Annotated in this window: 23 protein-coding genes; 16 read left to right on the top strand and 7 right to left on the bottom strand. The window is 68.4% G+C overall.

The annotated features are described in order from the left end of the window. The first annotated feature begins 128 nt into the window (after positions 1 to 128). Together ACCD06_RS34140 and ACCD06_RS34135 are read left to right on the top strand one after the other, a co-directional pair. Entirely contained in the window at positions 129 to 308 is a 180-nt protein-coding gene (locus ACCD06_RS34140) for a hypothetical protein (RefSeq protein WP_413346909.1), read from the top strand. Between the two features lie 253 nt (positions 309 to 561). Beyond that, positions 562 to 1,116 carry a carbonic anhydrase gene (locus ACCD06_RS34135; RefSeq protein WP_413346906.1) on the top strand — a complete coding sequence of 185 codons (555 nt, stop codon included), beginning with the start codon at positions 562 to 564 and terminating at the stop codon, positions 1,114 to 1,116. 165 nt (positions 1,117 to 1,281) lie between these two features. Here ACCD06_RS34135 and nadC read toward each other — a convergent pair whose 3' ends face one another. From nadC to nadA, 3 genes are all read right to left on the bottom strand, one after another. Further along, a complete protein-coding gene (gene nadC / locus ACCD06_RS34130; RefSeq protein ID WP_413346904.1) occupies positions 1,282 to 2,115 on the bottom strand; it encodes a carboxylating nicotinate-nucleotide diphosphorylase in 834 nt (277 codons plus the stop codon). Then, the gene (locus ACCD06_RS34125) at positions 2,100 to 3,749 is read right to left on the bottom strand and encodes an L-aspartate oxidase (protein ID WP_413346902.1); all 1,650 of its coding nucleotides are present in this window, start codon (positions 3,747 to 3,749) and stop codon (positions 2,100 to 2,102) included. Before ACCD06_RS34125 ends, nadC begins: the two co-directional genes overlap by 16 nt. A gap of 180 nt (positions 3,750 to 3,929) precedes the next feature. Further along, on the bottom strand, positions 3,930 to 4,940 hold the full coding sequence (gene nadA, locus ACCD06_RS34120) for a quinolinate synthase NadA (RefSeq protein WP_413347015.1): 1,011 nt from the start codon (positions 4,938 to 4,940) through the stop codon (positions 3,930 to 3,932). Positions 4,941 to 5,110: 170 nt separating this feature from the next. On the opposite strand from nadA, the gene ACCD06_RS34115 reads away from it, so the two are divergent. The 12 genes from ACCD06_RS34115 to ACCD06_RS34060 all read left to right on the top strand — a co-directional run bounded on the left by ACCD06_RS34115 (position 5,111) and on the right by ACCD06_RS34060 (position 17,473). Then, entirely contained in the window at positions 5,111 to 5,299 is a 189-nt protein-coding gene (locus ACCD06_RS34115; protein ID WP_413346900.1) for a hypothetical protein, read from the top strand. A gap of 157 nt (positions 5,300 to 5,456) precedes the next feature. After that, the gene (locus ACCD06_RS34110; protein WP_413346898.1) at positions 5,457 to 6,065 is read left to right on the top strand and encodes a molecular chaperone; all 609 of its coding nucleotides are present in this window, start codon (positions 5,457 to 5,459) and stop codon (positions 6,063 to 6,065) included. Beyond that, positions 6,062 to 6,286 (top strand): twin-arginine translocation signal domain-containing protein, encoded by a 225-nt coding sequence (locus ACCD06_RS34105; protein WP_109156228.1) that lies wholly within the window; start codon positions 6,062 to 6,064, stop codon positions 6,284 to 6,286. Before ACCD06_RS34110 ends, ACCD06_RS34105 begins: the two co-directional genes overlap by 4 nt. Before the next feature lie 19 nt (positions 6,287 to 6,305). Continuing rightward, positions 6,306 to 9,218 (top strand): formate dehydrogenase subunit alpha, encoded by a 2,913-nt coding sequence (locus tag ACCD06_RS34100; protein WP_109156227.1) that lies wholly within the window; start codon positions 6,306 to 6,308, stop codon positions 9,216 to 9,218. 20 nt (positions 9,219 to 9,238) lie between these two features. Further along, positions 9,239 to 9,874, top strand: a complete 636-nt coding sequence (fdh3B, locus tag ACCD06_RS34095; protein WP_109156226.1) for a formate dehydrogenase FDH3 subunit beta — start codon at positions 9,239 to 9,241, stop codon at positions 9,872 to 9,874. A gap of 166 nt (positions 9,875 to 10,040) precedes the next feature. After that, the gene (locus ACCD06_RS34090) at positions 10,041 to 11,039 is read left to right on the top strand and encodes a formate dehydrogenase subunit gamma (RefSeq protein ID WP_109156225.1); all 999 of its coding nucleotides are present in this window, start codon (positions 10,041 to 10,043) and stop codon (positions 11,037 to 11,039) included. 180 nt (positions 11,040 to 11,219) lie between these two features. After that, on the top strand, positions 11,220 to 12,740 hold the full coding sequence (gene adh, locus ACCD06_RS34085; RefSeq protein ID WP_109156224.1) for an aldehyde dehydrogenase: 1,521 nt from the start codon (positions 11,220 to 11,222) through the stop codon (positions 12,738 to 12,740). A 94-nt stretch (positions 12,741 to 12,834) separates the two neighbouring features. Then, on the top strand, positions 12,835 to 13,215 hold the full coding sequence (locus tag ACCD06_RS34080; RefSeq protein WP_413346894.1) for a DUF779 domain-containing protein: 381 nt from the start codon (positions 12,835 to 12,837) through the stop codon (positions 13,213 to 13,215). Between the two features lie 135 nt (positions 13,216 to 13,350). After that, the gene (gene nosP, locus ACCD06_RS34075) at positions 13,351 to 14,559 is read left to right on the top strand and encodes a nitric oxide-sensing protein NosP (RefSeq protein ID WP_413346892.1); all 1,209 of its coding nucleotides are present in this window, start codon (positions 13,351 to 13,353) and stop codon (positions 14,557 to 14,559) included. Between the two features lie 3 nt (positions 14,560 to 14,562). Beyond that, entirely contained in the window at positions 14,563 to 16,392 is a 1,830-nt protein-coding gene (locus tag ACCD06_RS34070) for a hybrid sensor histidine kinase/response regulator (RefSeq protein WP_109156222.1), read from the top strand. Positions 16,393 to 16,437: 45 nt separating this feature from the next. Continuing rightward, entirely contained in the window at positions 16,438 to 17,157 is a 720-nt protein-coding gene (locus ACCD06_RS34065) for an endonuclease III domain-containing protein (protein ID WP_413346890.1), read from the top strand. Positions 17,158 to 17,287: 130 nt separating this feature from the next. Further along, positions 17,288 to 17,473 carry a hypothetical protein gene (locus tag ACCD06_RS34060; RefSeq protein WP_109156220.1) on the top strand — a complete coding sequence of 62 codons (186 nt, stop codon included), beginning with the start codon at positions 17,288 to 17,290 and terminating at the stop codon, positions 17,471 to 17,473. A 61-nt stretch (positions 17,474 to 17,534) separates the two neighbouring features. Here the strand turns inward: ACCD06_RS34060 and ACCD06_RS34055 are convergent, their stop codons facing one another. Next, complete coding sequence (locus ACCD06_RS34055) at positions 17,535 to 19,043, bottom strand: acetyl-CoA hydrolase/transferase family protein (protein ID WP_109156219.1); 1,509 nt, start codon at positions 19,041 to 19,043, stop codon at positions 17,535 to 17,537. 349 nt (positions 19,044 to 19,392) lie between these two features. Here ACCD06_RS34055 and ACCD06_RS34050 point away from each other — a divergent pair, with 349 nt between their 5' ends. Then, positions 19,393 to 20,133, top strand: a complete 741-nt coding sequence (locus ACCD06_RS34050; protein ID WP_413346887.1) for a helix-turn-helix domain-containing protein — start codon at positions 19,393 to 19,395, stop codon at positions 20,131 to 20,133. On the opposite strand, the gene ACCD06_RS34045 is transcribed toward ACCD06_RS34050, so the two are convergent. Together ACCD06_RS34045 and ACCD06_RS34040 are read right to left on the bottom strand one after the other, a co-directional pair. Next, the gene (locus ACCD06_RS34045) at positions 20,130 to 20,828 is read right to left on the bottom strand and encodes an alpha/beta fold hydrolase (protein WP_413346885.1); all 699 of its coding nucleotides are present in this window, start codon (positions 20,826 to 20,828) and stop codon (positions 20,130 to 20,132) included. The genes ACCD06_RS34050 and ACCD06_RS34045 overlap by 4 nt on opposite strands. A gap of 108 nt (positions 20,829 to 20,936) precedes the next feature. Further along, positions 20,937 to 21,554, bottom strand: coding sequence for a DedA family protein (locus tag ACCD06_RS34040; RefSeq protein ID WP_199231933.1), 618 nt, complete (start codon positions 21,552 to 21,554; stop codon positions 20,937 to 20,939). A gap of 151 nt (positions 21,555 to 21,705) precedes the next feature. Between ACCD06_RS34040 and ACCD06_RS34035 the strand changes: the two genes are divergently transcribed. Then, a complete protein-coding gene (locus tag ACCD06_RS34035; RefSeq protein WP_109156215.1) occupies positions 21,706 to 22,185 on the top strand; it encodes an Lrp/AsnC family transcriptional regulator in 480 nt (159 codons plus the stop codon). 67 nt (positions 22,186 to 22,252) lie between these two features. Here the strand turns inward: ACCD06_RS34035 and ACCD06_RS34030 are convergent, their stop codons facing one another. Further along, positions 22,253 to 23,479 (bottom strand): winged helix-turn-helix domain-containing protein, encoded by a 1,227-nt coding sequence (locus tag ACCD06_RS34030; RefSeq protein WP_413346882.1) that lies wholly within the window; start codon positions 23,477 to 23,479, stop codon positions 22,253 to 22,255. Between the last annotated feature and the right edge of the window lies 1 nt (position 23,480).

Raw genomic sequence — 23,480 nt, 5'->3', positions numbered from 1 at the left:
GCTCAAGTTCAAGATCGGAACCTGTTCCTTTGGGAGACGGGCCATCAATCTTTGAATCGGCCATTGACCGAGTGCTCTACTGTGTCAATCTGTTGGTGGTCGCAACGTTTCAGAAAGGAGGTGATCCAATGTCTCATGGAGCCAGTCCGGTCGTCGCCGCATTGTTCGGTCTCGCCACTCTCCTGACGGCGGGGATCGCCAACGCGGACTGTTCGTCCAGCCACAGCGCGAGCGCCTCGCCGCCGCCGGCCTCCAGCACCGTCGGGTCGGCCGGCACGCCGGCGCCGAGCACCACGCGCGGCGGGTGACAGCCGAACGCTGACGACCAGGAACATCCATGCATGGAAACGGGCCGCCCCTCACCGGGCGGCCCGTTTTCCTTTCCGTTCGGAAACGGAATGAAATCCGGTTGTGGGTCGATCTATCCGAAAAATACCACAGCATCTGGATTCATTGCTTTTTCGCACTGTGGAACCCCATGTATTGGAATTTTTAATACTTATCCGCCACCATCGCGCGTGAAACCCCCGATACGGGTTCGGGGCGTGTTGGGAGGGCACAATGGATCATTCGACCGGTCATCACCATGGCTGCTGCCAGGGCGAACACAGCTCGCGCCGCGGGTTCCTGAAGCTGGCGACGCTGGGCGCCGGCGTGACGCTGATGGCGCCGATGATGATGAGCCGCCCGGCCCTGGCCGGCAGCGTCGACACGCTTCTGCTGTCCTGCATGGACTATCGCCTGATGGGCCATGTCGCCAGCTACATGAACGCCCGCAACATGCAGGCGAACTACGACCACGTCATCCTGGCCGGCGCCAGCCTGGGCGCCCTGACCGACAAGAAGCCTGCCTGGGGCGAGGCCTTCTGGGACCATGTCGCGGTTGCCAAGGACCTGCACCACATCAAGCGCGTGATCGTCATGGATCACCGCGACTGCGGCGCCTACAAGGTCTTCCTCGGCATGGACCTGTCGCCCGATCCGGCCAAGGAGGCCGAGGTGCATGGCCAGTACCTGACCAAGCTGAAGGCGATGGTCAAGGAACGCCACCCGGACCTTGAAGTCGAGTTGCTGCTGATGGGCCTGGACGGCAACGTCGAGAAGCTGGCGGCGTAAGGAGATACCCTCTCCCGCCCCGGGAGAGGGGAGGGGCCCAAGCGAAGCTTGGGAAGGGTGAGGGGTGATTCAAGGATCAGGACTCCATGTCCACATTGCCCCTCACCCTCCCGCCTTCGGCGGGTCCCTCCCTCTCCCGGGGCGGGAGAGGGCTCTTGTTTGCCCTCACATATCCAGCCCCAAATCCAGGTTCGGGGCGCTGTGGGTCAGCCAGCCGCAGGAGATCATGTCGACGCCGGTTTCCGCGATGGCGCGGACGGTGGCGAGCGTGACGTTGCCCGACGCCTCGGTCAGCAGGCGGCCGTCGACCATCCGCACGGCGCGGCGCAACGTGTCCGCGTCCATGTTGTCGAGCAGCACGACATCGACCGGCAGGCCCAGCAGCTCGTCCAGCTGGTCGAGCGTGTCGACCTCCACCTCCACCTTCACCATGTGGCCGATGGCGGCGCGGACGCGCTCCACCGCCGGGCGCACGCCGCCGGCGACGGCGATGTGGTTGTCCTTGATGAGGACGGCGTCATCCAGCCCGAAGCGATGATTGAAGCCGCCGCCCAGCTTCACCGCATGCTTTTCCAGAACGCGCAAGCCCGGGGTGGTCTTGCGGGTGCAGACGATGCGGGCGCTGGTGCCGTCCACCTCGCGCACCAGGGTGCGGGTGGCGGTGGCGATGCCGGACAGCCGGCCCATCAGGTTCAGCGCCGTGCGCTCCGCCGTCAGCAGGGCGCGGGCCTTGCCGGTCAGGCTGGCGATGGTGCCGCCGGGCGCCACGTCGTCGCCGTCGGCGCGCTCCACCGTCACCGACATGCCGGGGTCGAGCAGGCGGAAGGCGATCAGCGCCGCCTCCAGCCCGGCGACGCGGCCGTCCTTGCGGGCGGCGATGCAGGCGGTCGCCACCGCGTCGGCCGGGATGATGCTGTCGGTGGTGATGTCGCCGGCCCGACCCAGATCCTCCGCCAGGGCGGCGCGGACGATGGGCTCGACGGTCAGAGGATGCAGCATGCGGCGTCTCCGGACAGGGGGCCGGCGGTGCCGGCCAGTTCGCTGAGGGTCAGGGTGCGGCGGGTGAAGGCCGGATTCGGCAGGGGATGGTCGCTGCGGCAATGGGCGCCGCGGCTTTCCTGCCGCGCCAGCGCGGCATGGACGACCAGCCGGCCGACCAGCAGCCGGTTGCGCGCCTCGCCCCACTGGCGGACGATTTCCGGCGGGGCTTTGGCGTCTTCGTGGGCGTCATCCTCCTCGCAGCGGAGCATGTCGAGCGCCGCCGCCAGCCGGTCGAGCTTGCGCCGGGCGGCCAGCAGCCCCAGGCCGTCGCGCACCAGACCGGCGCCGTCATAAAGCGCGCTGCGCGCCTCCGCCCCGATGGCGTCGAGCAGGATATAGCTGACATCGGCGGCGACCGCCGGTGGACGAGGCAGGGCGAAGGGCGGCAGCGGCGCCAGGGGTCGCTCCGCCACGTCGCGGGCGACGCGGGCGCCGAACACCAGCGCCTCCAACAGGGAATTGCTGGCGAGGCGGTTGGCGCCGTGGACGCCGGTGCAGGCGACCTCGCCGCAGGCCCACAGCCCCTCCAGGCTGGTGCGGCCGTCGGCGTCGGTGACCACCCCACCCATGTGGTAGTGGGCGGCGGGCGCCACCGGCATCGGCTCGGCGAAGGGATCCAGCCCATGCTCGGCGCAAAGCGCCAGCACGGTGGGGAAGCCGTCGGGCTTGGCGGCCAGTGCCGGGCGCAGGTCGAGGAACACCGGCTCTCCCGCCGCGACGCGCCGGCCGATGGCGCGGGCGACCACGTCGCGCGGCGCCAGTTCCGCCAGCGGATGCTCGTCGGGCATGAAGCGATGGCCGGCGTGATCGAGCAGGATGGCGCCGGCTCCGCGCAGCGCTTCGGTCAGCAGCGGCACCGGGTCGGCATCGACGGCGAGCGCCGTGGGGTGGAACTGCACGAACTCCAGGTCGGCCAGCCGGGCGCCGGCCCGCGCGGCGATGGCGAGGCCGTCGCCGGTGGCCTCCGCCGGGTTGGTGGTGCGGGCAAAGGTGGCGCCGATGCCGCCGGTCGCCAGGATCACGCGCGGGGCGCGGTGCAGCACCCAGCCCTCCGGATGGCAGGCCAGCAGGCCGCAGACCCGGCCGTTGCGGAGAACGAGATCGACGGCGAAGGCATCGGTCTCCACCCGAACCGAGGGGGTGGCGCGCAGGCGGTCGGCCAGGGCGGTGACCAGGGTGCGGCCGGTGGCGTCGCCCCCGGCATGGACGATGCGCGCCGCGCCATGCGCGGCCTCGCGGCCGAGCAGCGGCGAACCGTCGGCGGCGCGGTCGAAGGGCAGGCCGTCATCGAGCAGCCGGCGGACCAGGGCGGCGCCGTCGCGGGTCAGCAGGGCGGCCATCGCGGCGTCGACCAGCCCGGCCCCGGCGGCGACGGTGTCGGCGGCATGGTCCTCCGGCCGGTCGCCGGGGCCGACGGCGGCGGCGATGCCGCCCTGGGCGTAGAGGCTGGAGCCGCCGGGAAGACTGGCCGTCTTGGTGATGAGCGTGACGGCGCGCGGGGCGAGTTGCAGGGCGGCGGTCATCCCGGCAAGGCCGGAACCGACGACGATCACCTCGGCATCGCGGACGTCATAAGGCGTGCTGGAGGTCATGGGGGACTCCTGACTCTCCCTCTCCCGCCCCGGGAGAGGGAAGGGGCCCAAGCGGAGCTTGGGAAGGGTGAGGGGTGAGGCGAGGATCAGAAATCCATGTCCGGATAGCCCCTCACCCTCCCCGCGCCTTGGCGCGGGTCCCCTCCCTCTCCCGGGACGGGAGAGGGCTCTTCTACGCACTCACTTCGGCTTCACCGCCAGCATGCGTTCCACCGAGCGGCGGGCGCGGACGGCGAGCGCGTCGGGGATCTCGATGCGCGGCTCCAGGGTCTGCAGCGACTCCAGGATGCCCGACAGCGTCACCGTCTTCATGTGCGGGCACAGGTTGCAGGGCCGCACGAATTCCGTCTCGGGAGAGGCGGCGGCGACGTTGTCGCTCATCGAGCATTCGGTGACCATCAGCACCCGCGGCGGCTTCTCCGACCCGACGAAATCGATCATGCGGGCGGTGGAGCCGACGAAATCGGCCGCCTCCAGCACGTCGGGCGGGCATTCGGGGTGGGCGATCACGGTCAGCCGGTCGAAACGGCGGCGGAACTCCTCGATCTCGGCGCCGGTGAAGCGCTCGTGCACCTCGCAATGGCCCTTCCAGGCGATGATCTCGACCTTGGTCTGGGTGGCGACGTATTTCGCCAGATATTCGTCGGGCAGGAAGATCACCCGGTCGACGCCCAGCGATTCCACCACCTCCACCGCGTTGCCGGAGGTGCAGCAGATGTCGACCTCCGCCTTCACCTCGGCGGAGGTGTTGACGTAGGCAACCACCGGCACGCCGGGATGCGCCTCGCGCAGGAGGCGGACGTCGGCGGCGGTGATGCTGTCGGCCAGCGAACAGCCGGCGTTGCGGCTGGGGATCAGCACCGTCTTGGCCGGGTTCAGCAGCTTCGCCGTCTCCGCCATGAAATGCACGCCGGCCAGCACGATGACGTCGGCGTCGGTCTGCGTCGCCTTGGCGGCCAGTGCCAGGCTGTCGCCGACGATATCTGCCACGCCGTGGAAGATCTCCGGCGTCTGGTAGTTGTGCGCCAGGATGACGGCGTTGCGCTCGCGCTTCAGCTCGTTGATGGCGTGGACCAGCGGCGCGTGGAACGGCCATTCGATGGCTGGCACGACGCGCTTCATCCGCTCATAGATCGGTGCGGTCGCCGCGGCGACGGCGGGGGTATATGCGAGTTCGGCGACCTCGGGCATCATGTGCTCCGCTCTATGCTCGTTCTGAGCAAAACCATATGTGCTCGATTGGAGCACATCAAGCGGAAAAGATCGGACGGAAACAATCGGGCTCCAGCGGCGTTGTGCGTGGCGTGGGCGGAGCCGGCAGCGCGGCTTCGTTCCGGTCAGCGCTGTCCGGAGTTCAGCCGATGAAAGCCTTCCTTGCCGCCCTCGTCGCCATCCTCATCCTGGCGGGTGGCGCCTGGGCGATCCTGCCCGGCCTGTTCGCCCGCAGCGCCGACGAGACCTTCGCCTCGGTGGGCGCGCGGGTGGGGGAGGAGGCGTCGGTCGAGCACCGCAACTTCTCCGGCCGTCCGCAAGCCGACCGTAAGGAGTGATCCTTCCGCCGGAGAAAAGGGATGACCTCGGCCGGGTAGCCCCGACCGGGTGAGGCAACCTTTGGTCCTGCCCGGCGTTGTCCATGTTCGGGCCAGTCATGGCTTTCGACCGGTCATGGCTTTTGAAGAGAGTTCCGGAGCGGCTTGCGGGAGTGTGATGACGGTTCATGATCCGGAAAGCGGCGCGGATAGTTTGCGCGCCGACGTCTACCGGCTGCTGGCGCTGACGCTGTCAGCCCCGCCGGGCGCCGACCTGCTGGCGCTGCTGGGCGGCCTTGCCGGCGATGCGACGCCGATCGGCCGCGCCTTCGACGATCTGGCCGTCTGCGCCCGCGCCACCGATCCCCAAGCGGCGGAGCGCGAGTTCAACGCGCTGTTCATCGGCGTCGTCCAGGGCGAGTTGGTCCCCTACGCCTCCTATTACCGCACGGGCTTCCTGACCGACCGGCCGCTGTCGGCCCTGCGCGCCGACCTGCAGGCGCTGGGGCTGGAGCGCGCCCCCGACGTGTCGGAGCCGGAGGACCACATCGCGGCACTCTGCGACGTGATGGCGGTGCTGATCCGCGAGGGGGCCGACCCGGCGGTGCAGCGCCACATGCTGGACAGCCATCTGCTGCCCTGGGCCGACCGCTTCTTTCAGGATCTGGAAGGGGCGGAGGCGGCCGGCCTCTACCGCCCGGTCGGCACCATCGGCCGCCTGTTCCTGGAGATCGAACAGGAAGCACTCAACCGACAGACCGACCAGTTGGAGGAGGCCGACGCATGAAGACGCCGCCAGAACCCTCACGTAATTCCGCGCCGCGCAATCCCCTGCAACGCCGCGACATCCTGAAGACGCTGGGCCTGGGTGCGGCCGGTGCCGCCGCGGCGGCCGTGCTGCCGACGGGGGATGAAGCGCAGGCGATGGAATCGCCGCAGGAGCAGGTGAAGACCCGCTATCGCGAAACCGAACACGTCAAGCGCTTCTATGCGCTGAACCGCCTGTAGGGCGATCCGGAGGGTGTCCATGCTGGTCAAACGCAGCTCGGCGAAATCGACAGGCAACAAGCGCTCCGGTCTGGTCGCCGCGCTGGCCGACAGCCTGGAGTCGGGCGTCAGCCGCCGCGGTTTCCTGCGCCGCTCCGGCCTTGCCGCGGGCGGCATCGCCGCCGTCGGCGCTCTGCCGGGCGCGATGATCCGCAAAGCGGAGGCCGGTCCCATCCTGCCGAATGTCGAGGTGGTGACGCGCAAGAATGTCTGCACCCACTGCTCGGTCGGCTGCACGGTGATCGCCGAGGTGCAGAACGGCGTCTGGGTCGGGCAGGAACCGGGCTGGGAAAGCCCGATCAACCAGGGCACCCACTGCGCCAAGGGCGCCTCGGTGCGCGAGCTGACCAAGGGCACCCGCCGGGTCAAATACCCGCTGAAGCTGGTGGACGGCGTTTGGCAACGCATCACCTGGGACCAGGCGATCGAGGAGATCGGCAACCAGTTGATGGAGATTCGGCAGGCGTCGGGGCCGGATGCGGTGTTCTGGCTGGGATCGGCGAAGTTCTCCAACGAGGGCGCCTATCTCTACCGCAAGCTGGCGGCCTTCTGGGGCACCAACAACGTCGATCATCAGGCGCGCATCTGCCATTCCACCACGGTCGCCGGCGTGGCGAACACGTGGGGCTACGGCGCCATGACCAACAGCTACAACGACATCCAGAACTCCAAGGCGCTGGTGATCGTCGGCGGCAACCCGGCCGAGGCGCACCCGGTGTCGATGCAGCACATGCTGCGCGGCAAGGAGCACAACCGCGCGCCCTTCATCGTCATCGACCCCCGCTTCACCCGCACCGCGGCGCACGCCACCGAATATGTCCGCATCCGTCCCGGCACCGACATCCCGGTCGCCTGGGGCCTGCTGTGGCACATCTTCGAGAATGGCTGGGAGGACAAGGAGTATATCCGCCAGCGCGTCTACGGCATGGACGAGGTCCGCGCCGAGGTGAAGAAATGGACGCCAGAGGAGGTCGAGCGGGTGACCGGCGTCCCCGGCCCCCAGCTGCGCCGGGTGGCGGAGGCGCTGGCGAAGAACAAGCCCAGCACGGTGATCTGGTGCATGGGCGTCACCCAGCACACGGTCGGCACCGCCAACGTCCGCGCGCTGTCGATCCTGCAGCTGGCACTGGGCAACATCGGCGTGGCCGGCGGCGGCGCCAACATCTATCGCGGCCACTGCAACGTGCAGGGCGCCACCGACTTCGGCCTCGATGTCAGCACGCTGCCCTCCTATTACGGGCTGGCGGAAGGGGCGTGGAAGCATTTCTCCCGCGCCTGGGACGTCGAATACGACTATATGAAGAGCCGTTTCGCCTCCAAGGAGCTGATGGAGGCCAAGGGCATCCCGACCACGCGCTGGTTCGACGCGGTGCTGGCCAAGCCGGGCGAGATCGACCAGCCCAGCCCCTTGCGCGCCATGATGTGCTTCGGCCATGGCGGCAACACCGTCACCCGGATGCCGGACATGGTGAAGGGGCTGGAGAAGCTGAGCCTGCTGGTCATCGCCGACCCGCACCCGACCACCTTCGCCGCGATCAAGGAACGGCGCAACGGCACCTACATCCTGCCGGCCTGCAGCCAGTTCGAGACCGACGGGTCGCGCACCTGCTCCAACCGCTCGATGCAGTGGGGGGAGAAGGTGGTGGAGCCGATCTTCGAATCGAAGGACGACTACACCATCATGTACCTGCTGGCGCGCAAGCTGGGCTTCGCCGACGAGATGTTCAAGCACATCACGGTGGAGAACACCCGGCCGGTGCCGGAGGACATCCTGCGCGAGATGAACCGCAGCTGCCTGTCCATCGGCGCCACCGGCCAGTCGCCGGAACGGCTGAAGATGCACATGAAGCATCAGGCCGATTTCGACAAGATCACCATGCGGGCCTCCTCCGGCCCCTGCGCCGGCGACTATTACGGCCTGCCCTGGCCGAGCTGGGGCCATCCGGAGATCAGGCATCCGGGATCGGCGGTGCTCTATGACACCTCCAAGCATGTGATGGACGGCGGCGGCGTCTTCCGCGCCCGCTTCGGGGTGGAGCGCAACGGCGTCTCGCTGCTGGCCGACGGCTCCTATTCCAAGGGATCGGAGATCGAGGACGGCTATCCCGAATTCACCATGGCCGTGCTGAAGAAGCTGGGCTGGGACAAGGACCTGACGCCCGACGAGATGCGCGTCATCCAGGCCATCGGCGGCGGCGGGGCCGAGGTCGACAATGTCAGCTGGCAGACCGACCTGTCGATGGGCATCATCCGCGTGGCGCTGAAGCATGGCTGCGTGCCGCACGGAAACGCCAAGGCGCGCGCCGTCGCCTGGAACCTGCCCGACCCGGTGCCGATCCATCGCGAACCGATCTATTCCCCGCGCCCCGATCTGGTGAAGGCCTATCCGGCCATCGAGGACCGGCGCGACTTCCGTCTGGTCCAGCTTGCCCGCTCGCTTCAGTTCAAGGTGGCGGACAGCGACCTGCGCCAGCGCTTCCCCATGGTGCTGACCTCCGGCCGGCTGGTCGAGTATGAGGGCGGCGGCGAGGAAACCCGGTCCAACCCCTGGCTGGCCGAGCTGCAGCAGTCGATGTTCGCGGAGATCAACACCAAGGACGCCGAAGGGCTGGGCATCCGGGACGGCGCCTGGGTCTGGGTCTACGGGCCGGAGGACGGCAGCAAGGCCAAGGTCAAGGCGCTGGTCACCGACCGCGTCGGCAGCGGCACGGTGTTCCTGCCCTTCCACTTCTCCGGTTTCTGGCGGGGCGACAGCTTGCGTGGCAACTACCCGCCCAACACCGACCCGATCGTGCTGGGCGAGCCGGCCAACGGGGTGACGACCTACGGCTACGACCCCGTCACCTTCATGCAGGAAACCAAGGTCACCCTCTGCCGGGTCGAACCGGCATGACGTGCAGGAGCTGATTGGACATGGCCCGGATGAAGTTCCTGTGCGATTCGGAACGCTGCATCGAATGCAACGCCTGCGTCACCGCCTGCAAGAACGAGCATGAGGTGCCCTGGGGCATCAACCGCCGCCGGCTGGTCACGCTGAACGACGGCAAGCCGGGCGAGCGGTCGATCTCCATGGCCTGCATGCATTGCAACGACCCGCCCTGCGCCGCGGTGTGCCCGGTCGACTGTTTCCTGCAGACCGAGGACGGGGTGGTGCTGCACAGCAAGGATCTGTGCATCGGCTGCGGCTACTGCTTCTACGCCTGTCCGTTCGGCGCGCCGCAATACCCGCGCACCACCGACTTCGGCAGCCGCGGCAAGATGGACAAGTGCACCTTCTGCGCCGGCGGTCCCGAACCGGACGGCAGCGTCGAGGAGTACCAGAAATACGGCGCCAACCGGCTGGCCGAGGGCAAGCTGCCGCTCTGTGCGGAGATGTGCTCCACCCGCGCGCTGATGGCCGGCGACGGCGCGATCCTGGCCGACATCTATCAGGAACGGTCGGTGCGGCGCGGCTATGGCTCCGGTGCGCCGGGCTGGTCCACCGCCTACGGCCGCAACGACCGCGGCTCCCCCTTCGCGCCCGGCGGGCCGGGGACGGGAGGGGCGTGAGGAGTTTCGCGGTGGGGAGTTAGACCCCCCACCTAACCTCCCCCGCTGGGCGGGGGAGGGACTGCCGCCACTCTCCCGCACAAGCACTTGCTCCCTCCTCCGCGAGAGCGGGGGAGGGTTGGGGTGGGGGCAAGTAAGGCGCCAATTCGTCAATTGGGAGACCACCATGCGCCCCCTGCACGCCCTGCTGCTGATCGCCCTGATGGCCATTGCTGGTCTGGCCGCTCCGACTTTCGCACAAGCGCAGCTCTATCAGGCGCCCGGCCCCAACTCGCCGACCACCAAGGAGCAGGTGCCGCTCTACGTCCCGCAGGACGACAAGGTCGTCGGCCGCGTCAGCATTCCGGACGAGAAGCTGGCGGTGCTGGTCCAGCCGGAAGGGCGGGAGTGGCGGGAGTGGCGCACCCACACGCTGCGGCTGGCCATCGGCGGGCTAGCGATCGGCATGACGGTGGTGCTGGCGATCTTCTTCCTTTATCGCGGCACCATCCGCATCCATGGCGGCAAGGCGGGGCGGCTGGTTCTGCGCTTCAACGGGCTGGACCGCTTCGCCCATTGGACGACGGCGGTCAGCTTCCTGACCATGGCGCTGACCGGCGTGATCCTGACCTTCGGCCGGCCGTTGCTGATCCCGCTGATCGGCCATCAGGCCTTCACGCCGCTGGCGGAGTATTCCAAGTCGATCCACAACTTCGTCAGCGTGCCCTTCGTCGTCGGGCTGCTGATGATCATGGCGTTGTGGCTGCGCGACAATATTCCGGAGAAGGCCGACTGGATTTGGATCAAGTCGGCGGGCGGGCTCTTCTCCAAGGCCGGCCATCATCCGGAGGCCGGGCGCTTCAACGCCGGCCAGAAGCTGGTGTTCTGGAGCATCGTGCTGGGCGGCATCGCGATGGCGGCCACCGGCTACCTGTTGATGGTGCCCTTCGCCGTCACCGGGATCGGCGGGATGCAGACCATCCACGTCATCCACGGGCTGCTGGCGGCGGCGCTGATCGCCGCAGTGATCGGTCACATCTACATCGGCACCATCGGCATGGAGGGCGCCTTCGACGCCATGGGCTCCGGCGAGGTCGACGAGAACTGGGCGATGGAGCATCACCGCCGCTGGTATCAGGAGCAGCTGCGCAAGGGCTATGTCGAAGGGCGCCAGCCGGCGGAGTGAGGCGCCCGACGCCCCGGCGAATGGATCGGCCATTGGGTGGGACACGAACAATCCCACCCCCGCACCGTCTCCTTCCATAGTACAATTTACCCTTCCCCTCTCAGAGTGGCTGAATGGCCCCCGACAAACGCGTTGGACCGGAGACCTGACCGGTTCACCACACTGAGAGGAACGGCCCAAATGCTCCACCAGGCTCTCGAAACGCTCCAGAAGCAGATCGCGCTCCGCCCCCGCTACGACAACTTTATCGGCGGCCAGTGGGTTGCGCCGGTGGACGGCCAATACTTCACCAACCTGACCCCGATTACCGGCAAGCCGCTGTGCGAGGTCGCCCGTTCCCAGGCCGCCGACGTCGAGCTGGCGCTGGACGCCGCCCACAAGGCCAAGGACGCCTGGGGCCGCACCTCGCCGACCGAGCGCTCGAACATCCTGCTGAAGATCGCCGACCGCATGGAAGAGCGGCTGGAGATCATCGCGCTGGCCGAGACTCTGGACAACGGCAAGCCGATCCGCGAGACCCGCGCCGCCGACGTTCCGCTCGCCATCGACCACTTCCGCTACTATGCCGGCTGCATCCGCGCCCAGGAAGGCTCGATCGCCGAGATCGACCACACCACCTACGCCTATCACTTCCATGAGCCGCTGGGCGTCGTCGGCCAGATCATCCCCTGGAACTTCCCGCTGCTGATGGCCGCCTGGAAGCTGGCCCCGGCGCTGGCCGCTGGCAACTGCATCGTGCTGAAGCCGGCCGAGCAGACCCCGATGGCGATCATGGTCCTGATGGAGATGATCGGCGACCTGCTGCCGGCCGGCGTCATCAACGTCGTCAACGGCTTCGGCATCGAGGCCGGCAAGCCGCTCGCCACCAACAAGCGCATCTCGAAGATCGCCTTCACCGGCGAGACCTCGACCGGCCGCCTGATCCTGCAGTACGCGTCGGAGAACATCATCCCGTCGACCGTCGAGCTGGGCGGCAAGTCGCCGAACATCTTCTTCGAAGACGTGATGGCCTCGGACGACGAGTTCCTGGACAAGGCGCTGGAAGGCTTCGCGATGTTCGCGCTGAACCAGGGTGAGGTCTGCACCTGCCCGAGCCGCGTCCTGATCCAGAAGTCGATCTACGACCGCTTCATCAAGCTGGCGGTGGAACGCGTCAACAAGATCGCCCAGGGCCATCCGCTGGACGGCGGCACGATGATCGGCGCCCAGGCCTCGCAGGAGCAGATGGAGAAGATCCTCTCCTACATCGAGATCGGCAAGGCCGAAGGCGCCAAGGTTCTGGCGGGTGGCGGGCGCGCCCATCTGGGCGGCGAGCTGGAAGGCGGCTACTACGTCCAGCCGACCATCCTGGAAGGCCACAACAAGATGCGCATCTTCCAGGAGGAGATCTTCGGCCCGGTCGTCGCCGTGACCACCTTCGAGACCGAGGAAGAGGCGCTGGCCATCGCCAACGACAGCGAGTTCGGCCTGGGCGCCGGCGTCTGGACCCGTGACGGCAACCGCGCCTTCCGCATGGGCCGCGGCATCCAGGCCGGCCGCGTGTGGACCAACTGCTACCACCTGTACCCGGCGCACGCCGCCTTCGGTGGTTACAAGAAGTCCGGCATCGGCCGCGAGACGCACAAGATGATGCTCGACCACTACCAGCAGACCAAGAACCTGCTGGTCAGCTACAGCCCGAAAGCGCTCGGCTTCTTCTGAGCCCTGCTCCTCCCTATCGGGCAAACCTGGGCCGGGGGCGCGTCCCCCGGCCTTTTTTCTTTCGCCGCGTGGTTTCGTGATAAAGGACCACCCCATGCCGACAGAGCGCGTCACCGCCACCCCCGAAGCCATCGCCCTGCTGGATCGCCTTGCCGCGAAGCACGGGCCGCTGTTGCTGCATCTGTCGGGCGGCTGCTGCGACGGGTCGGCGCCGCTCTGCCTGCCGAAAGGGGAGTTCCGGCTGGGCGGGCGCGACCTTTGTCTCGGCTTGGTCGCCGGCGCGCCTTTCTGCATGTCGGACGACACCTTCCAATGGTGGCGCAACACCCAGGTCATCCTTGACGTTATCCAGGCGCGCGGCGGCGGCTTTTCGATCGAGGCGCCGGACGGCGTCCGCTTCACCGCCAAGGCCCGCCTGTTCACCGACGAGGAATTGGCCGGCTTGCCCGATCCGCAGCCGGCAGAGAGTATCTAGGCCGAGCATCTTCAGGAGCCGCCCCGCATCATGTCCTCCTTCACCGGTCCGCGGATTGGTCTTGCCCGCCGCCATCCCTGGAGTACCCTTGCCGGATCGCATCCGCGCACGGAGAGGGAGGCGCAGGCGGCATCGATGTCCACACGCGAGATCTCCGCAGACGGCCCCTCCGCAGACGGCCCGGTGAAACCCGCGTCCGGCGACGGCATGCCGCGCGCCGTGACCCATGCCGAACGCCCCGACGAGGCGGCGCGGGACCTGCGTGCCGGGCTGGGCGAGGTGCCGCTGGAACTGGTGGTGGTGTTCTGCGCCCCCAGCTATGACCGAAACGCCCTGGCCGATGCCCTGGCGCGGGAGTTCGGCATGGTGCCGGTCATCGGCTGCACCACGGCGGGGGAAATCGGTCCCGGCGGCTACACCACCAACGCCCTGGTGGCGGTGGGCTTCCCGAGCGAGGATTTCTGCATCGTCACCGCGCTGGTCGACCATGTCGACCGCTTCGAGATCGCCGACAGCACCGCCATCGCGCGCTCGCTGCTGTCGCGCCGCGACCGGGCGATGGCGAGCCGGGCGGTGCCGCTGGGCGAGGATGCCCGCAGCTTCGCCATGCTGCTGATCGACGGCCTGTCGATGAGCGAGGAGACGGTGGTCAGCGCGCTGCACAACGCCCTGATCGACATCCCGCTGTTCGGCGCCTCGGCCGGTGACGACCTGCATTTCGAACGCACCTTCGTCCTGCACGAGGGGGCATTTCATCCCAACGCCGCGGTGGTGACGCTGTTCACCACCAACCGGCCCTTCACCGTCTTCCGCACCCAGCATTTCGTCAGCTCCGACCGCAAGATGGTGGTCACCGGCGCCGATCCGCAGCACCGCATCGTCCATGAGATCAATGCCGAGCCGGCAGGCCGCGAGTACGCCCGGCTGGTCGGGCTGGAGGGCGAGCCGCTGACCCCGATGATCTTCGCCGCGCATCCGGTCGTCGTGCGGGTCGGGGGCCAGTACCATGTCCGCTCCATCCAGAAGGTGAACGACGACGAGAGCCTGACCTTCTTCTGCGCCATCGACGAGGGCATCGTCCTGACGGTGGCGGAGGGGGTCGACCCGGTCTCCAACTTCGATGGTCTGATCGCAGGCATCGAGGCGGAGGTCGGCGCTCCCGACCTGATCCTCGGCTGCGACTGCATCCTGCGCCGGCTGGAGATGGAGCAGCGGCAATTGAATGCCGTCATGTCGGAACGGCTGGCGCGCAACCGGGTTGTCGGATTCTGCGCCTACGGCGAACAGGTGAACGGCATGCACGTCAACCAGACCTTCACGGGCGTCGCCATCGGAGGGCGCTAAGCCATGGCCGGCATCCAAACCCGCAGCTGGACCCTCGACCCCGCCGACCGCATCGCCGAGTTGGAGCGCGAGAACGCCAAGCTCCAGCGCATCAACAAGGTGCTGATGGACCGCGTCGAGCGGTCGATGGATTTCCAGGGCGGCGCCTTCTCGCTGTTCCAGACCGCCATCGTGCTGGAGCAGAAGATCCGCGAACGCACGCTGGAGTTGGAACGCGCCCTGCACAAGCTGGAGGACAGCAACCGCGATCTCGCCCGCGCCAAGGAGCTGGCGGACACCATGCGCACCCGCCTGTTCGAGGCGATCGAGTCGGTGAACGAGGGGTTCGCCCTGTTCGACTCGTCCGACCGGCTGGTGCTGTGCAATCGCAAATACCTGTCCTACTGGCCGTCGGTATCGGGCCGCATCCAGGCCGGCATCCGCTTCAACGATCTGGTGGCGATGGTCGCCGCCGCCGGCGCGGTCAGCGAGCCGCCGCCCGACGTCTGGCTGCGCGAGCGGATGGAGCACCGCCACGACCTGAAGGGCGTGTTCCTCAATCGCCTGTCCGACGGCCGCTGGATCCAGGTGAACGAGCGGCGCACCCGCGACGGCGGCATCGTCGGCGTCTACACCGACATCACCGTCATCAAGCATGAGGAGGAGCGGCGGCGCGAATCCGAGCAGGCGGAGAAATCCGCGCTGATGACGCTGAACGACCAGCTTCAGCAGGCGAAGTCCCAGGCCGATCAGGCCAACCTGTCGAAGACCCGCTTCATCGCCGCCGCCAGCCACGACCTGTTGCAGCCCTTGAACGCCGCCCGCCTGTTCGTCTCGGCCCTGGCCGACCTGGAGCAGCCGGCCGCCAATGCGGAGTTGGTGGACAACATCGACCTGGCTCTGGCGTCGGTGGAGGATCTGCTGTCGGCGCTGCTCGACATCTCCAAGCTCGATGCCGGGGCGGTGACGCCGGAGGTCAGCGATTTCCCGTTGCGCGGCATCCTGGCGCCGCTCGCCACCGAATATGCCGCCGTCGCGGCGGAGCGCGGCATCGACCTGAAGGTGGTGGGATCGGGGGCGGTGGTGCGCAGCGACATGCGGCTGCTGCGCCGGATCGTGCAGAATTTCCTGTCCAACGCGCTGCGCTATGTCCAGGGCGGCCGGGTGGTGGTCGGCTGCCGCCGGACCGGCGACGGCATCCGCATCGAGGTGTGGGACAACGGCCCCGGCATCCCGCGCGACAAGATCACCGAGATCTTCCAGGAGTTCCGCCGCCTCGACACCCCCGTCACCAAGGGGCGTGACCGCGGCATGGGGCTTGGCCTCGCCATCGTCGACCGCGTCGCCCGCATGCTGGGCCACCCCATCACCGTGCGGTCGGAGCCGGGCCGGGGCTCCGTCTTCGCCGTCACCGTGCCGCGCGGGACGGAGCGTCGCGCCGTGCGCCCGGCCAGCGTCGCCGCCCGGCCGATGACCAACCGGCTGGCCGGCACCTCCGTGCTGGTGCTGGACAACGAGCCGGCGGTGGTGGCGGGGATGGAGGCGCTGCTGCGCGGCTGGGCCTGCGACGTGGTGTCGGCCACCAACGGCGACGAGGCGCTGGCGCTGCTGTCCGGCATGCCGCAGCCGCCGGATCTGCTGATCGCCGACTATCATCTCGACGACGGCGCGCTGGGCGTCAACGAGGTGGCGCGGCTGCGCGCCGCCTGCGGCCGCATCCTGCCCGCCGTGATCGTCACCGCCAACCGCACGCCGGAACTGGCGGACGAGGCCAAGGCGGCCGGCTGTCTGGTGCTGAACAAGCCGGTGAAGCCGGCGCAGCTGCGCGCGGTGATGTCGGGGCTGGTGGGCTGATGATTTACCGGTAACGCCTTACCGGTTCGCCTGTTGTCGGTTTTTATGACCGACCCCGTTGCGCTGCGCGACAAGGCGCTCGAGATCCATCGGCTGCTGTGCACCGTTTACGGCTGCCCGGTCGCCTATTTCCACAGCCTCGACCCGCTGAGCGAGCTGGTGTCGTCGCTGCTGTCGCACCGCACCCGGAATGCGGCGTCCGGTGCCGCCTTCAAGGCGCTGCGGCGGCGCTGGCCCGACTGGGAGGCGGTGCGCGACGCTCCCGTCGCGGAGGTGGAGGCGACCATCGCCGGCGTCACCTGGCCGGAGCAGAAGGCTCCGCGCATTCAGGCCATCCTGCACCGCATCACCGAGCGGGTCGGCGGCCTGTCGCTCGACCTGCTGTCGGGCATGACCGTGCCGGAGGCGCGTTCGTGGCTGGAGGAACTGCCGGGGGTGGGGCCGAAGACCAGCGCGGCGGTGCTCAGCTTCTCCACCCTGCGGCAGGCGGCCTTGCCGGTGGACAGCCACCATCACCGCGTCGCCGTCCGCACCGGCCTGATCCCCGCCAACGTCGCCGTCGGCCCGTCGCATGCGGTGCTGTCGGCGCAATTGCCGGCGGAGTGGGACGCCCAGCAGGTCTACGACAACCACGAGGTCATGATGCTGCACGGCCAGCGCTGCTGCTATTATCAGGCGCCGGCCTGCGACCGCTGCGTGCTGTTGCGCCTATGCCCGACCGGACAGGCCCTGCGCCCGCCGGAGGAGGAGCGGGAGAGGGCGTGACTCATTCGTTTTGTGCATTGCAACACGCAGCCATTCCCAGAATGCAGGGCCGTTCACCGCCTGCTGAGCGCATATAAGATTGTGAGGGCGACGAAGACGCCGCTCCAATCTTCATAAGACGAGGCCCGAGGTGATACACAAGATTCTGGACGCGATCGATGCCATTGTCGCGGAAAAACGTCAGAACGGTCAGCTTGAGGATTGGCTCAAGAGCGGTGCCGCCAAGCGTTTCTGCGAGAAGATTTCGTCCGAGCGCAAGCACTATTATCCAGCATTGCTTCTCTACTTGGAGCGCAATGGCGGGCAGCACGTATGACGGCATATGGGTAACGGGAACGGGCCGCGGAATTCCGCGGCCCGCCCGTTTTCGAGGGACCCTATTCGGCCGCCAGCGGCTTCGGCATCATGCTGCCGGTCTGCTGGAAGCGGGTGTGCCAGGCGAAAGCCTCCTCCAGCAGGTGCGGGGTGTGGCCGCCGCGCTGGAGCGCCCGGCGCTGATAGTCCATCGCCAGTTCGCGGTAGCTGGGGTGGACGCAGTTGCGGATGATGGTCTCGGCCCGCTCGCGCGGAGCCAGACCGCGCAGGTCGGCTAGCCCGACCTCCGTCACCAGAACGTCGACATCATGCTCGTTGTGGTCGACATGGGTCACCATCGGCACGACGCTGGAAATGGCGCCGCCCTTGGCCAGAGACTTGGTGACGAAGATGGCGAGGTGGCTGTTGCGGGCGAAGTCGCCGGAGCCGCCGATGCCGTTCATCATCTGCGTGCCGTTGACATGGGTGGAGTTGACGTTGCCGTAGATGTCGCACTCCAGCGCCGTGTTGATGCCAATGACGCCAAGGCGGCGGATCACCTCCGGATGGTTGGAGATCTCCTGCGGGCGCAGCAGCAGCCGGCCCTTGTAGGAGCCGATCTTCGGCAGCACTTCGGCGTACTTTCCGGCGCTGAGCGTGATCGAGGAGCCCGAGGCGAAGTTCAGCTTGCCGGCGTCGAACAGCTCGAAGGTGCTGTCCTGCAGAACCTCGCTGTACATGGTCAGGTCGTGGAATGGGCCGTCGATCAGCCCGTGCAGCACCGCGTTGGCGATGGTGCCGATGCCGGCCTGCAGCGGCGCCAGCGAGCGGCCCATCCGGCCCTGCTTCACTTCGCGGCCCAGGAACTCGATCAGGTGGCCGGCGATGGCGTTGGTCTCGTCATCGGGCGGCAGGATGTTGGCGGAGCTGTCCTGCTTGCGCGTCACCACGATGGCCGCGATCCGTGACGGGTCGATCGGGATATAGGGCAGGCCGGCGCGGCTTTCCGCCGTCACCACCGGGATCGGCTCGCGGAAGGGGCGGCGGGTCGGGATGTAGACGTCGTGCATCCCCTCCAGATCCAGCGGCTGGGTCAGGTTCAGCTCGATGATGATCTTCTCGGCCAGGATGGCGAAGGTCGCCGAGTTGCCGATGGAGGTGGTCGGCACGATCCCGCCATTCTCGGTGATGGCGCAGGCCTCGATCACCGCGACGTCGACCGGACCCATCTGGCGGGACCGTAGCAGTTCCACCGTTTCCGACAGATGCTGGTCGACGAACATCACCTCGCCGCGGTTGATCGCCTTGCGCAGCACCGGGTCGGCCTGGAAGGGCAGGCGGCGCGACAGCACCCCCGCCTCGGTCAGGATCCGGTCCACGTCGTTGCCCAGCGAGGCGCCGGTCATCAGCGTGATCTTCAGCTTTTCCGACGCGGCGCGTTCGGCCAGCGCCAGCGGCACCGCCTTGGCGTCACCGGCGCGGGTGAAGCCGCTCATGCCCACGGTCATGCCGTCCTTGATGAGGAAGGCGGCCTCTTCCGCCGGAACCACCTTGCCCCACAGGGATTTCAGGCGGATGCGATCTCGGTACATCGGGCGTTCCTTTTATGAGTGCTTTTTGGCGAATGGCGAACGATCCGTGCCTTGGCGGTCGTATTTCTTGTTTGAAAATACTCATAAGGAGGCGCTGTCCGGTGCCGCAATTGTTCGTCCGGAATATCAGGCAACGCTCAAGTGAATGGGTGGGCGAATATCGGCTGAGCGGTGCGCATTGCGGACGTTGACTTGAAAATTCGCCGGCGCGATTTGCTGAAACTCAGTTTCGCCTTCTGGTATTTGTCCCGGGTGGCCGGTCCCATAGCCTTGCACAGCTGTGCCTGTACGCGCCGGGGAGGAGGGCGTAGCATCGGCCCATCGATCCAACAGCAAGGAGCCCGCCGGCGTGGCGTCCCCGCATCGGCCGACCGTCAGCACCCGCAGTTACGACGGGCATGAACGGCGGCACGCCCATGACCATCACCAGATTGTGCTGCCGGTCGCCGGGACCCTCGACATGGAGGTCGGCGGTGCCTGCGGCCGGGTGGGCGACGGGCGCGGGGTGCTGGTGGCCGACGGCGTGCCGCACAGCTTCCGCAGCGGCGGGACCAACCGCTTCGTCGTGCTGGACGTGCCCGCCGCCGGTCTGGTGCCGGAGGCGGCGGTGCGCGCCTGCGACGCCTTCTTCGCCATCGACGGCGCGCTGGACGGGCTGGTGCGTTATCTGGCGGCGGAGGCGGCCGACAAGCCGCTCGACCCGGTGCTGGCCCACCATTCGGCGGGGCTGCTGCTGCGCGCCCTGGAAGCCCGGCAGCCGCCGGCGCCGCTGTCGGACGACCCCATCGACCGCGCCCTGGCCCTGATGGCGGAGCGCTGTGCCGAGCCGCTGACGGTGGCGGAGTTGGCGGAGGCGGCTGGTCTGGCGCCCAGCCGGTTCCATGAACGCTTCCGTGCCCGCACCGGCAGCACCCCCGCCGCGATGCTGGCGGAACTGCGGCTGGACCGGGCGGAGGCGCTGCTGCGGGACGGCCGGTTGCCGCTCGCCGAGGTGGCGCTGGCGGTGGGCTTCTCCGACCAGAGCGCCCTGACCCGCAGCCTGCGCCGTCGCCGCGGCATCACGCCGGGGGCGGTGCGGAAGAGGGGCTAGACGGCGCGCGCCGCTTCGACGATCACCGCCGCGACGGCTTCCGCGCGCGACAGGTGCGGGGCATGGCCGCTGTCGACCTCCACCGTCCGGGCGCCGATGCGCGACGCGGTGGCGCGCAGGAAGTCGGGTGGCAGCATGCGGTCCTGGGTGGCGACGACGTACCAGGCGGGCTTGGTCTTCCAGGCGGCGGCGGAGACCTTGGTCGCGAAGCAGGCCGCCGCCACCGGCCCCTGGGTCGCGGCCAGCAGTGCGGCATCCTCGGCCGGCAAATCCTGGGCGAAGTTGCGGGCCATGCCCTCCGGCTTCAAGGTCAGGAAACGGTCCTTGTCCACGGAGACGCCGGACAGGCCGGCCGAGGGCGGGAAGGGCTTCAGTGTGTCGTTCGGCGATTGCCCGGCGTCGGGGGCGAAGGCAGCGATGTAGACCAGCGACTTCACCCGCTCCTGAGCGCCGACCTGGGTGATGACGGCGCCGCCCCAGGAATGGCCGACCAGCACCACCGGCCCCTTGGTCCGGTCGATGGCGCGCTGGACATGGGCGACGTCGTCGTCGAGTGAGACCAGCGGGTTCTGCACCGCGACCGCCGCGAACCCTTCCGCTTGCAGGCGCGGGATCACCCGGCTCCAGGAGGAGCCGTCGGCGAAGGCGCCATGGACGAGGATGATGGTGGGGGTGGAACTCTCGGTGGAACTCATGAAGGGCGCTCCCGCTGGCGGTCGGATCGGCCAGTCAGAGCATGGCGGCGGCGCGGCCGTCCAGCGGGGGCGGGGACGTTTTTCTCAGGGTGGAAAAGGGCTTGGCCGTTATTCCGCCGGCTGCCCGCTCGTCCGCCGGCCGAAGGTGGCGACGCGATAGACGTACCAGAGAGCGATCCCGGCGAAGACGATGTTGGACACCGGGTTCAGCCAGCCGGCGACCTGTTGGTAGCGGTCCTCCAGCAGATAGCCGGCGCTGGCGAGAAAGGTCGTCCAGATCGCCGTGCCGACGGTGGTGTAGAGCAGGAAGGAACCCAGCGGCATCTCCGACACCCCGGCGGGGATGGAGATCAGCGTGCGCACCGCCGGGATCATCCGGCCAATCAGCACCGACCGGCCGCCATGTTCGCGGAATCGGGCGGCGGCCTGATCGACCTCCTCCGGCGCGATGGTCAGCCAACGGCCATGGCGCCCGGCCCAGCGCTTCAGCCGGCGGCAGCCGACCCAGCGGCCGATCAGATACCAGAACAGCGCCCCCAGCAAGGCGCCGCCCGTGCCCGAGACGATGACCATCACCAACCCCAGGTCGCCGCGCGCGGCGGTGAAGCCGGCCAGCGGCAGGATCAGCTCCGACGGGATGGGGGGAAACAGGTTTTCCGCGAACATCAGCAGAGCGACACCGACATAGCCGGTGTGCTCCACCATAGCAACGATCCAATCGAACACGTCCGTTCTCCCACGCTTGGCGCCCGCTCCCACCGTCGGACCAACACCGGGAAGGGCGGATTGGTTGCATGGAAGGGCTCGCACCGGCAGCCGGCTCTGCTTATGTTTGCAGGTGTAACGATTGAACGGGCGGAGGAGGGGGAAGGCGCAGATGGCGGCGATCAAGCTCGACCGGCATGAAAAGGGCATCCTGGCGGCCCTGCAGGAGAATGCCCGCCTGACCATGCAGGAGTTGGGCGATACCGTCGGCCTGTCGGCCTCGCCCTGCTGGCGCCGGGTGCGATCGATGGAGGACATCGGCGTCATCCGCCGCTACACGGTGCAGCTCGACCCGCGCAAGCTGGGGCTGGGCGAGTGCGTCTTCGCCCATGTCACGTTGGAACGCCACAAGGAGAATGCGGTCGAACAGTTCGAGACCGCCATCGCCGACATGCCGGAGGTGCTGGAATGCTTCGCCGTCACCGGCGACGCCGATTACCTGCTGCGCATCGTCGTGCCGACGACGGAGGATTACGGCCGCTTCCTCAGCGAACGCATCTTCTCCATCCCCGCGGTGTCGCACGTCAAATCGAGCGTCACCCTGAAGGAGGTGAAGTTCGAGACCCGGCTGCCGCTCGACCATCTGGAGTGAGGCGCCATTCGCCCTCTCCCGCCACGGGAGAGGGAGTCGAATGCGATCCCCTGTCCTCCGGTCGAACTCATGCCCCCGTCTGCCGCAACTCCGTCGCCAAGGCCGGCGCCAGATCGCCGCCGCCGGTCATCGTCACCCGCTCCAGCCCAAGCCAGCCGGCCAGACGGCGTAGTTCCGCCGCCAGGGGCGCGGCGACGGTGCCGTGGCTGGCGTGGGGTTCGGTGTGGGCGGCCTGGACCAGCAGGGCGGAGGCCTTGCGGTCGGACTTCAGGTCGACGCGGGCGGCGATGCGCTCGTCCATCAGGAAGGGCAGGACGTAATAGCCATGCTCCCGCTTGTGGGCGGGCGTGTAGATCTCCAGCCGGATGCGGGCGCCGAACAGGCGTTCGGTACGCTGCCGCTCCCAGATCAGCGAATCGAAGGGGGAGAGCAGGGCGCGGGCCGGGGCCTTGCGGGGAATGCGCAGGTCGGGGGTGACGTAGGCGGTGCGCTCCCAGCCCTCCACCGTCACCGGCAGCAGGTCGCCGGCCTCCACCAGTTCCGCGATGCGCAGGCGGGCGTCGGCGACCTCCAGCCGGTGATAGTCGCGCAGGTCGCGCTCGGTCGCCACGCCATGGGCGCGGGCGGCGATGCGCAGAAGGGCGCGCTGGGCCTCGTCCTCCTCCGGGGTGGGGGTGTCGAGGATGGCGGATGGCAGCACCCGCTCCGGCAGGTCGTAGAGCCGCTCGAAGCCGCGGCGGCCGGCGGTGGTGACCAGACCGGCCCAGAACAGGAACTCGACGGCCCGCTTGCCGTCGCTCCACCCCCACCAGCCGCCGGCCCCGCGCCCGGCCTCGGACAGTTCCGAGGCGCCCAGCGGCCCGCGCGCCGCCACCTCGGCCAGGACGGAGTCGATGTAGGGGCGGCGTTCGGCGGCGAAGCGCGCCAGCCCGCTGTATATGCCCTCGCCACGCTCGGCCCGCGCCATGCGCCAGCGGAACAGCGGCTGCTGCTCCACCGGGATCAGTGACGCCTCATGGCCCCAATATTCGAACAGCGCCCGCCGCTTGCCGCCATAGGCCAGCCGGTCGAGCAACGCCGCCTCGTACGGCCCCAGCCGCGAGAAGAGCGGCAGGTAATGCGAGCGCACCAGCACGTTGACCGAGTCGATCTGCACCAGCCCCAGCCGCCCGATCAGGCGCCGGGCATGGCGGGCCTCCACCGGATCGGCTTCGGGGGGCATGTTGGGGAAGCCTTGGGCCGCGATGGCGATGCGGCGGGCCTCGCGCAGGGACAGGCTGTCGGGACGGGGCATG

Source organism: Azospirillum sp. CT11-132 (assembly GCF_047302835.1).
GTDB lineage: Bacteria > Pseudomonadota > Alphaproteobacteria > Azospirillales > Azospirillaceae > Azospirillum.
The sequence above is the reverse complement of the archived record's forward strand: the minus strand, read 5'-3'. Positions and strand labels throughout refer to the sequence as shown.

What these genes read in the sequence shown, in the direction of transcription:
- ACCD06_RS34140 (WP_413346909.1), top strand. Translation starts at nt 129, where the DNA reads ATGTCTCATGGAGCCAGTCCGGTCGTCGCCGCATTGTTCGGTCTCGCC.
- ACCD06_RS34135 (WP_413346906.1), top strand. Translation starts at nt 562, where the DNA reads ATGGATCATTCGACCGGTCATCACCATGGCTGCTGCCAGGGCGAACAC.
- nadC (WP_413346904.1), bottom strand. Translation starts at nt 2,115, where the DNA reads ATGCTGCATCCTCTGACCGTCGAGCCCATCGTCCGCGCCGCCCTGGCG.
- ACCD06_RS34125 (WP_413346902.1), bottom strand. Translation starts at nt 3,749, where the DNA reads ATGACCTCCAGCACGCCTTATGACGTCCGCGATGCCGAGGTGATCGTC.
- nadA (WP_413347015.1), bottom strand. Translation starts at nt 4,940, where the DNA reads ATGCCCGAGGTCGCCGAACTCGCATATACCCCCGCCGTCGCCGCGGCG.
- ACCD06_RS34115 (WP_413346900.1), top strand. Translation starts at nt 5,111, where the DNA reads ATGAAAGCCTTCCTTGCCGCCCTCGTCGCCATCCTCATCCTGGCGGGT.
- ACCD06_RS34110 (WP_413346898.1), top strand. Translation starts at nt 5,457, where the DNA reads ATGACGGTTCATGATCCGGAAAGCGGCGCGGATAGTTTGCGCGCCGAC.
- ACCD06_RS34105 (WP_109156228.1), top strand. Translation starts at nt 6,062, where the DNA reads ATGAAGACGCCGCCAGAACCCTCACGTAATTCCGCGCCGCGCAATCCC.
- ACCD06_RS34100 (WP_109156227.1), top strand. Translation starts at nt 6,306, where the DNA reads ATGCTGGTCAAACGCAGCTCGGCGAAATCGACAGGCAACAAGCGCTCC.
- fdh3B (WP_109156226.1), top strand. Translation starts at nt 9,239, where the DNA reads ATGGCCCGGATGAAGTTCCTGTGCGATTCGGAACGCTGCATCGAATGC.
- ACCD06_RS34090 (WP_109156225.1), top strand. Translation starts at nt 10,041, where the DNA reads ATGCGCCCCCTGCACGCCCTGCTGCTGATCGCCCTGATGGCCATTGCT.
- adh (WP_109156224.1), top strand. Translation starts at nt 11,220, where the DNA reads ATGCTCCACCAGGCTCTCGAAACGCTCCAGAAGCAGATCGCGCTCCGC.
- ACCD06_RS34080 (WP_413346894.1), top strand. Translation starts at nt 12,835, where the DNA reads ATGCCGACAGAGCGCGTCACCGCCACCCCCGAAGCCATCGCCCTGCTG.
- nosP (WP_413346892.1), top strand. Translation starts at nt 13,351, where the DNA reads ATGTCCACACGCGAGATCTCCGCAGACGGCCCCTCCGCAGACGGCCCG.
- ACCD06_RS34070 (WP_109156222.1), top strand. Translation starts at nt 14,563, where the DNA reads ATGGCCGGCATCCAAACCCGCAGCTGGACCCTCGACCCCGCCGACCGC.
- ACCD06_RS34065 (WP_413346890.1), top strand. Translation starts at nt 16,438, where the DNA reads ATGACCGACCCCGTTGCGCTGCGCGACAAGGCGCTCGAGATCCATCGG.
- ACCD06_RS34055 (WP_109156219.1), bottom strand. Translation starts at nt 19,043, where the DNA reads ATGTACCGAGATCGCATCCGCCTGAAATCCCTGTGGGGCAAGGTGGTT.
- ACCD06_RS34045 (WP_413346885.1), bottom strand. Translation starts at nt 20,828, where the DNA reads ATGAGTTCCACCGAGAGTTCCACCCCCACCATCATCCTCGTCCATGGC.
- ACCD06_RS34035 (WP_109156215.1), top strand. Translation starts at nt 21,706, where the DNA reads ATGGCGGCGATCAAGCTCGACCGGCATGAAAAGGGCATCCTGGCGGCC.
- ACCD06_RS34030 (WP_413346882.1), bottom strand. Translation starts at nt 23,479, where the DNA reads ATGCCCCGTCCCGACAGCCTGTCCCTGCGCGAGGCCCGCCGCATCGCC.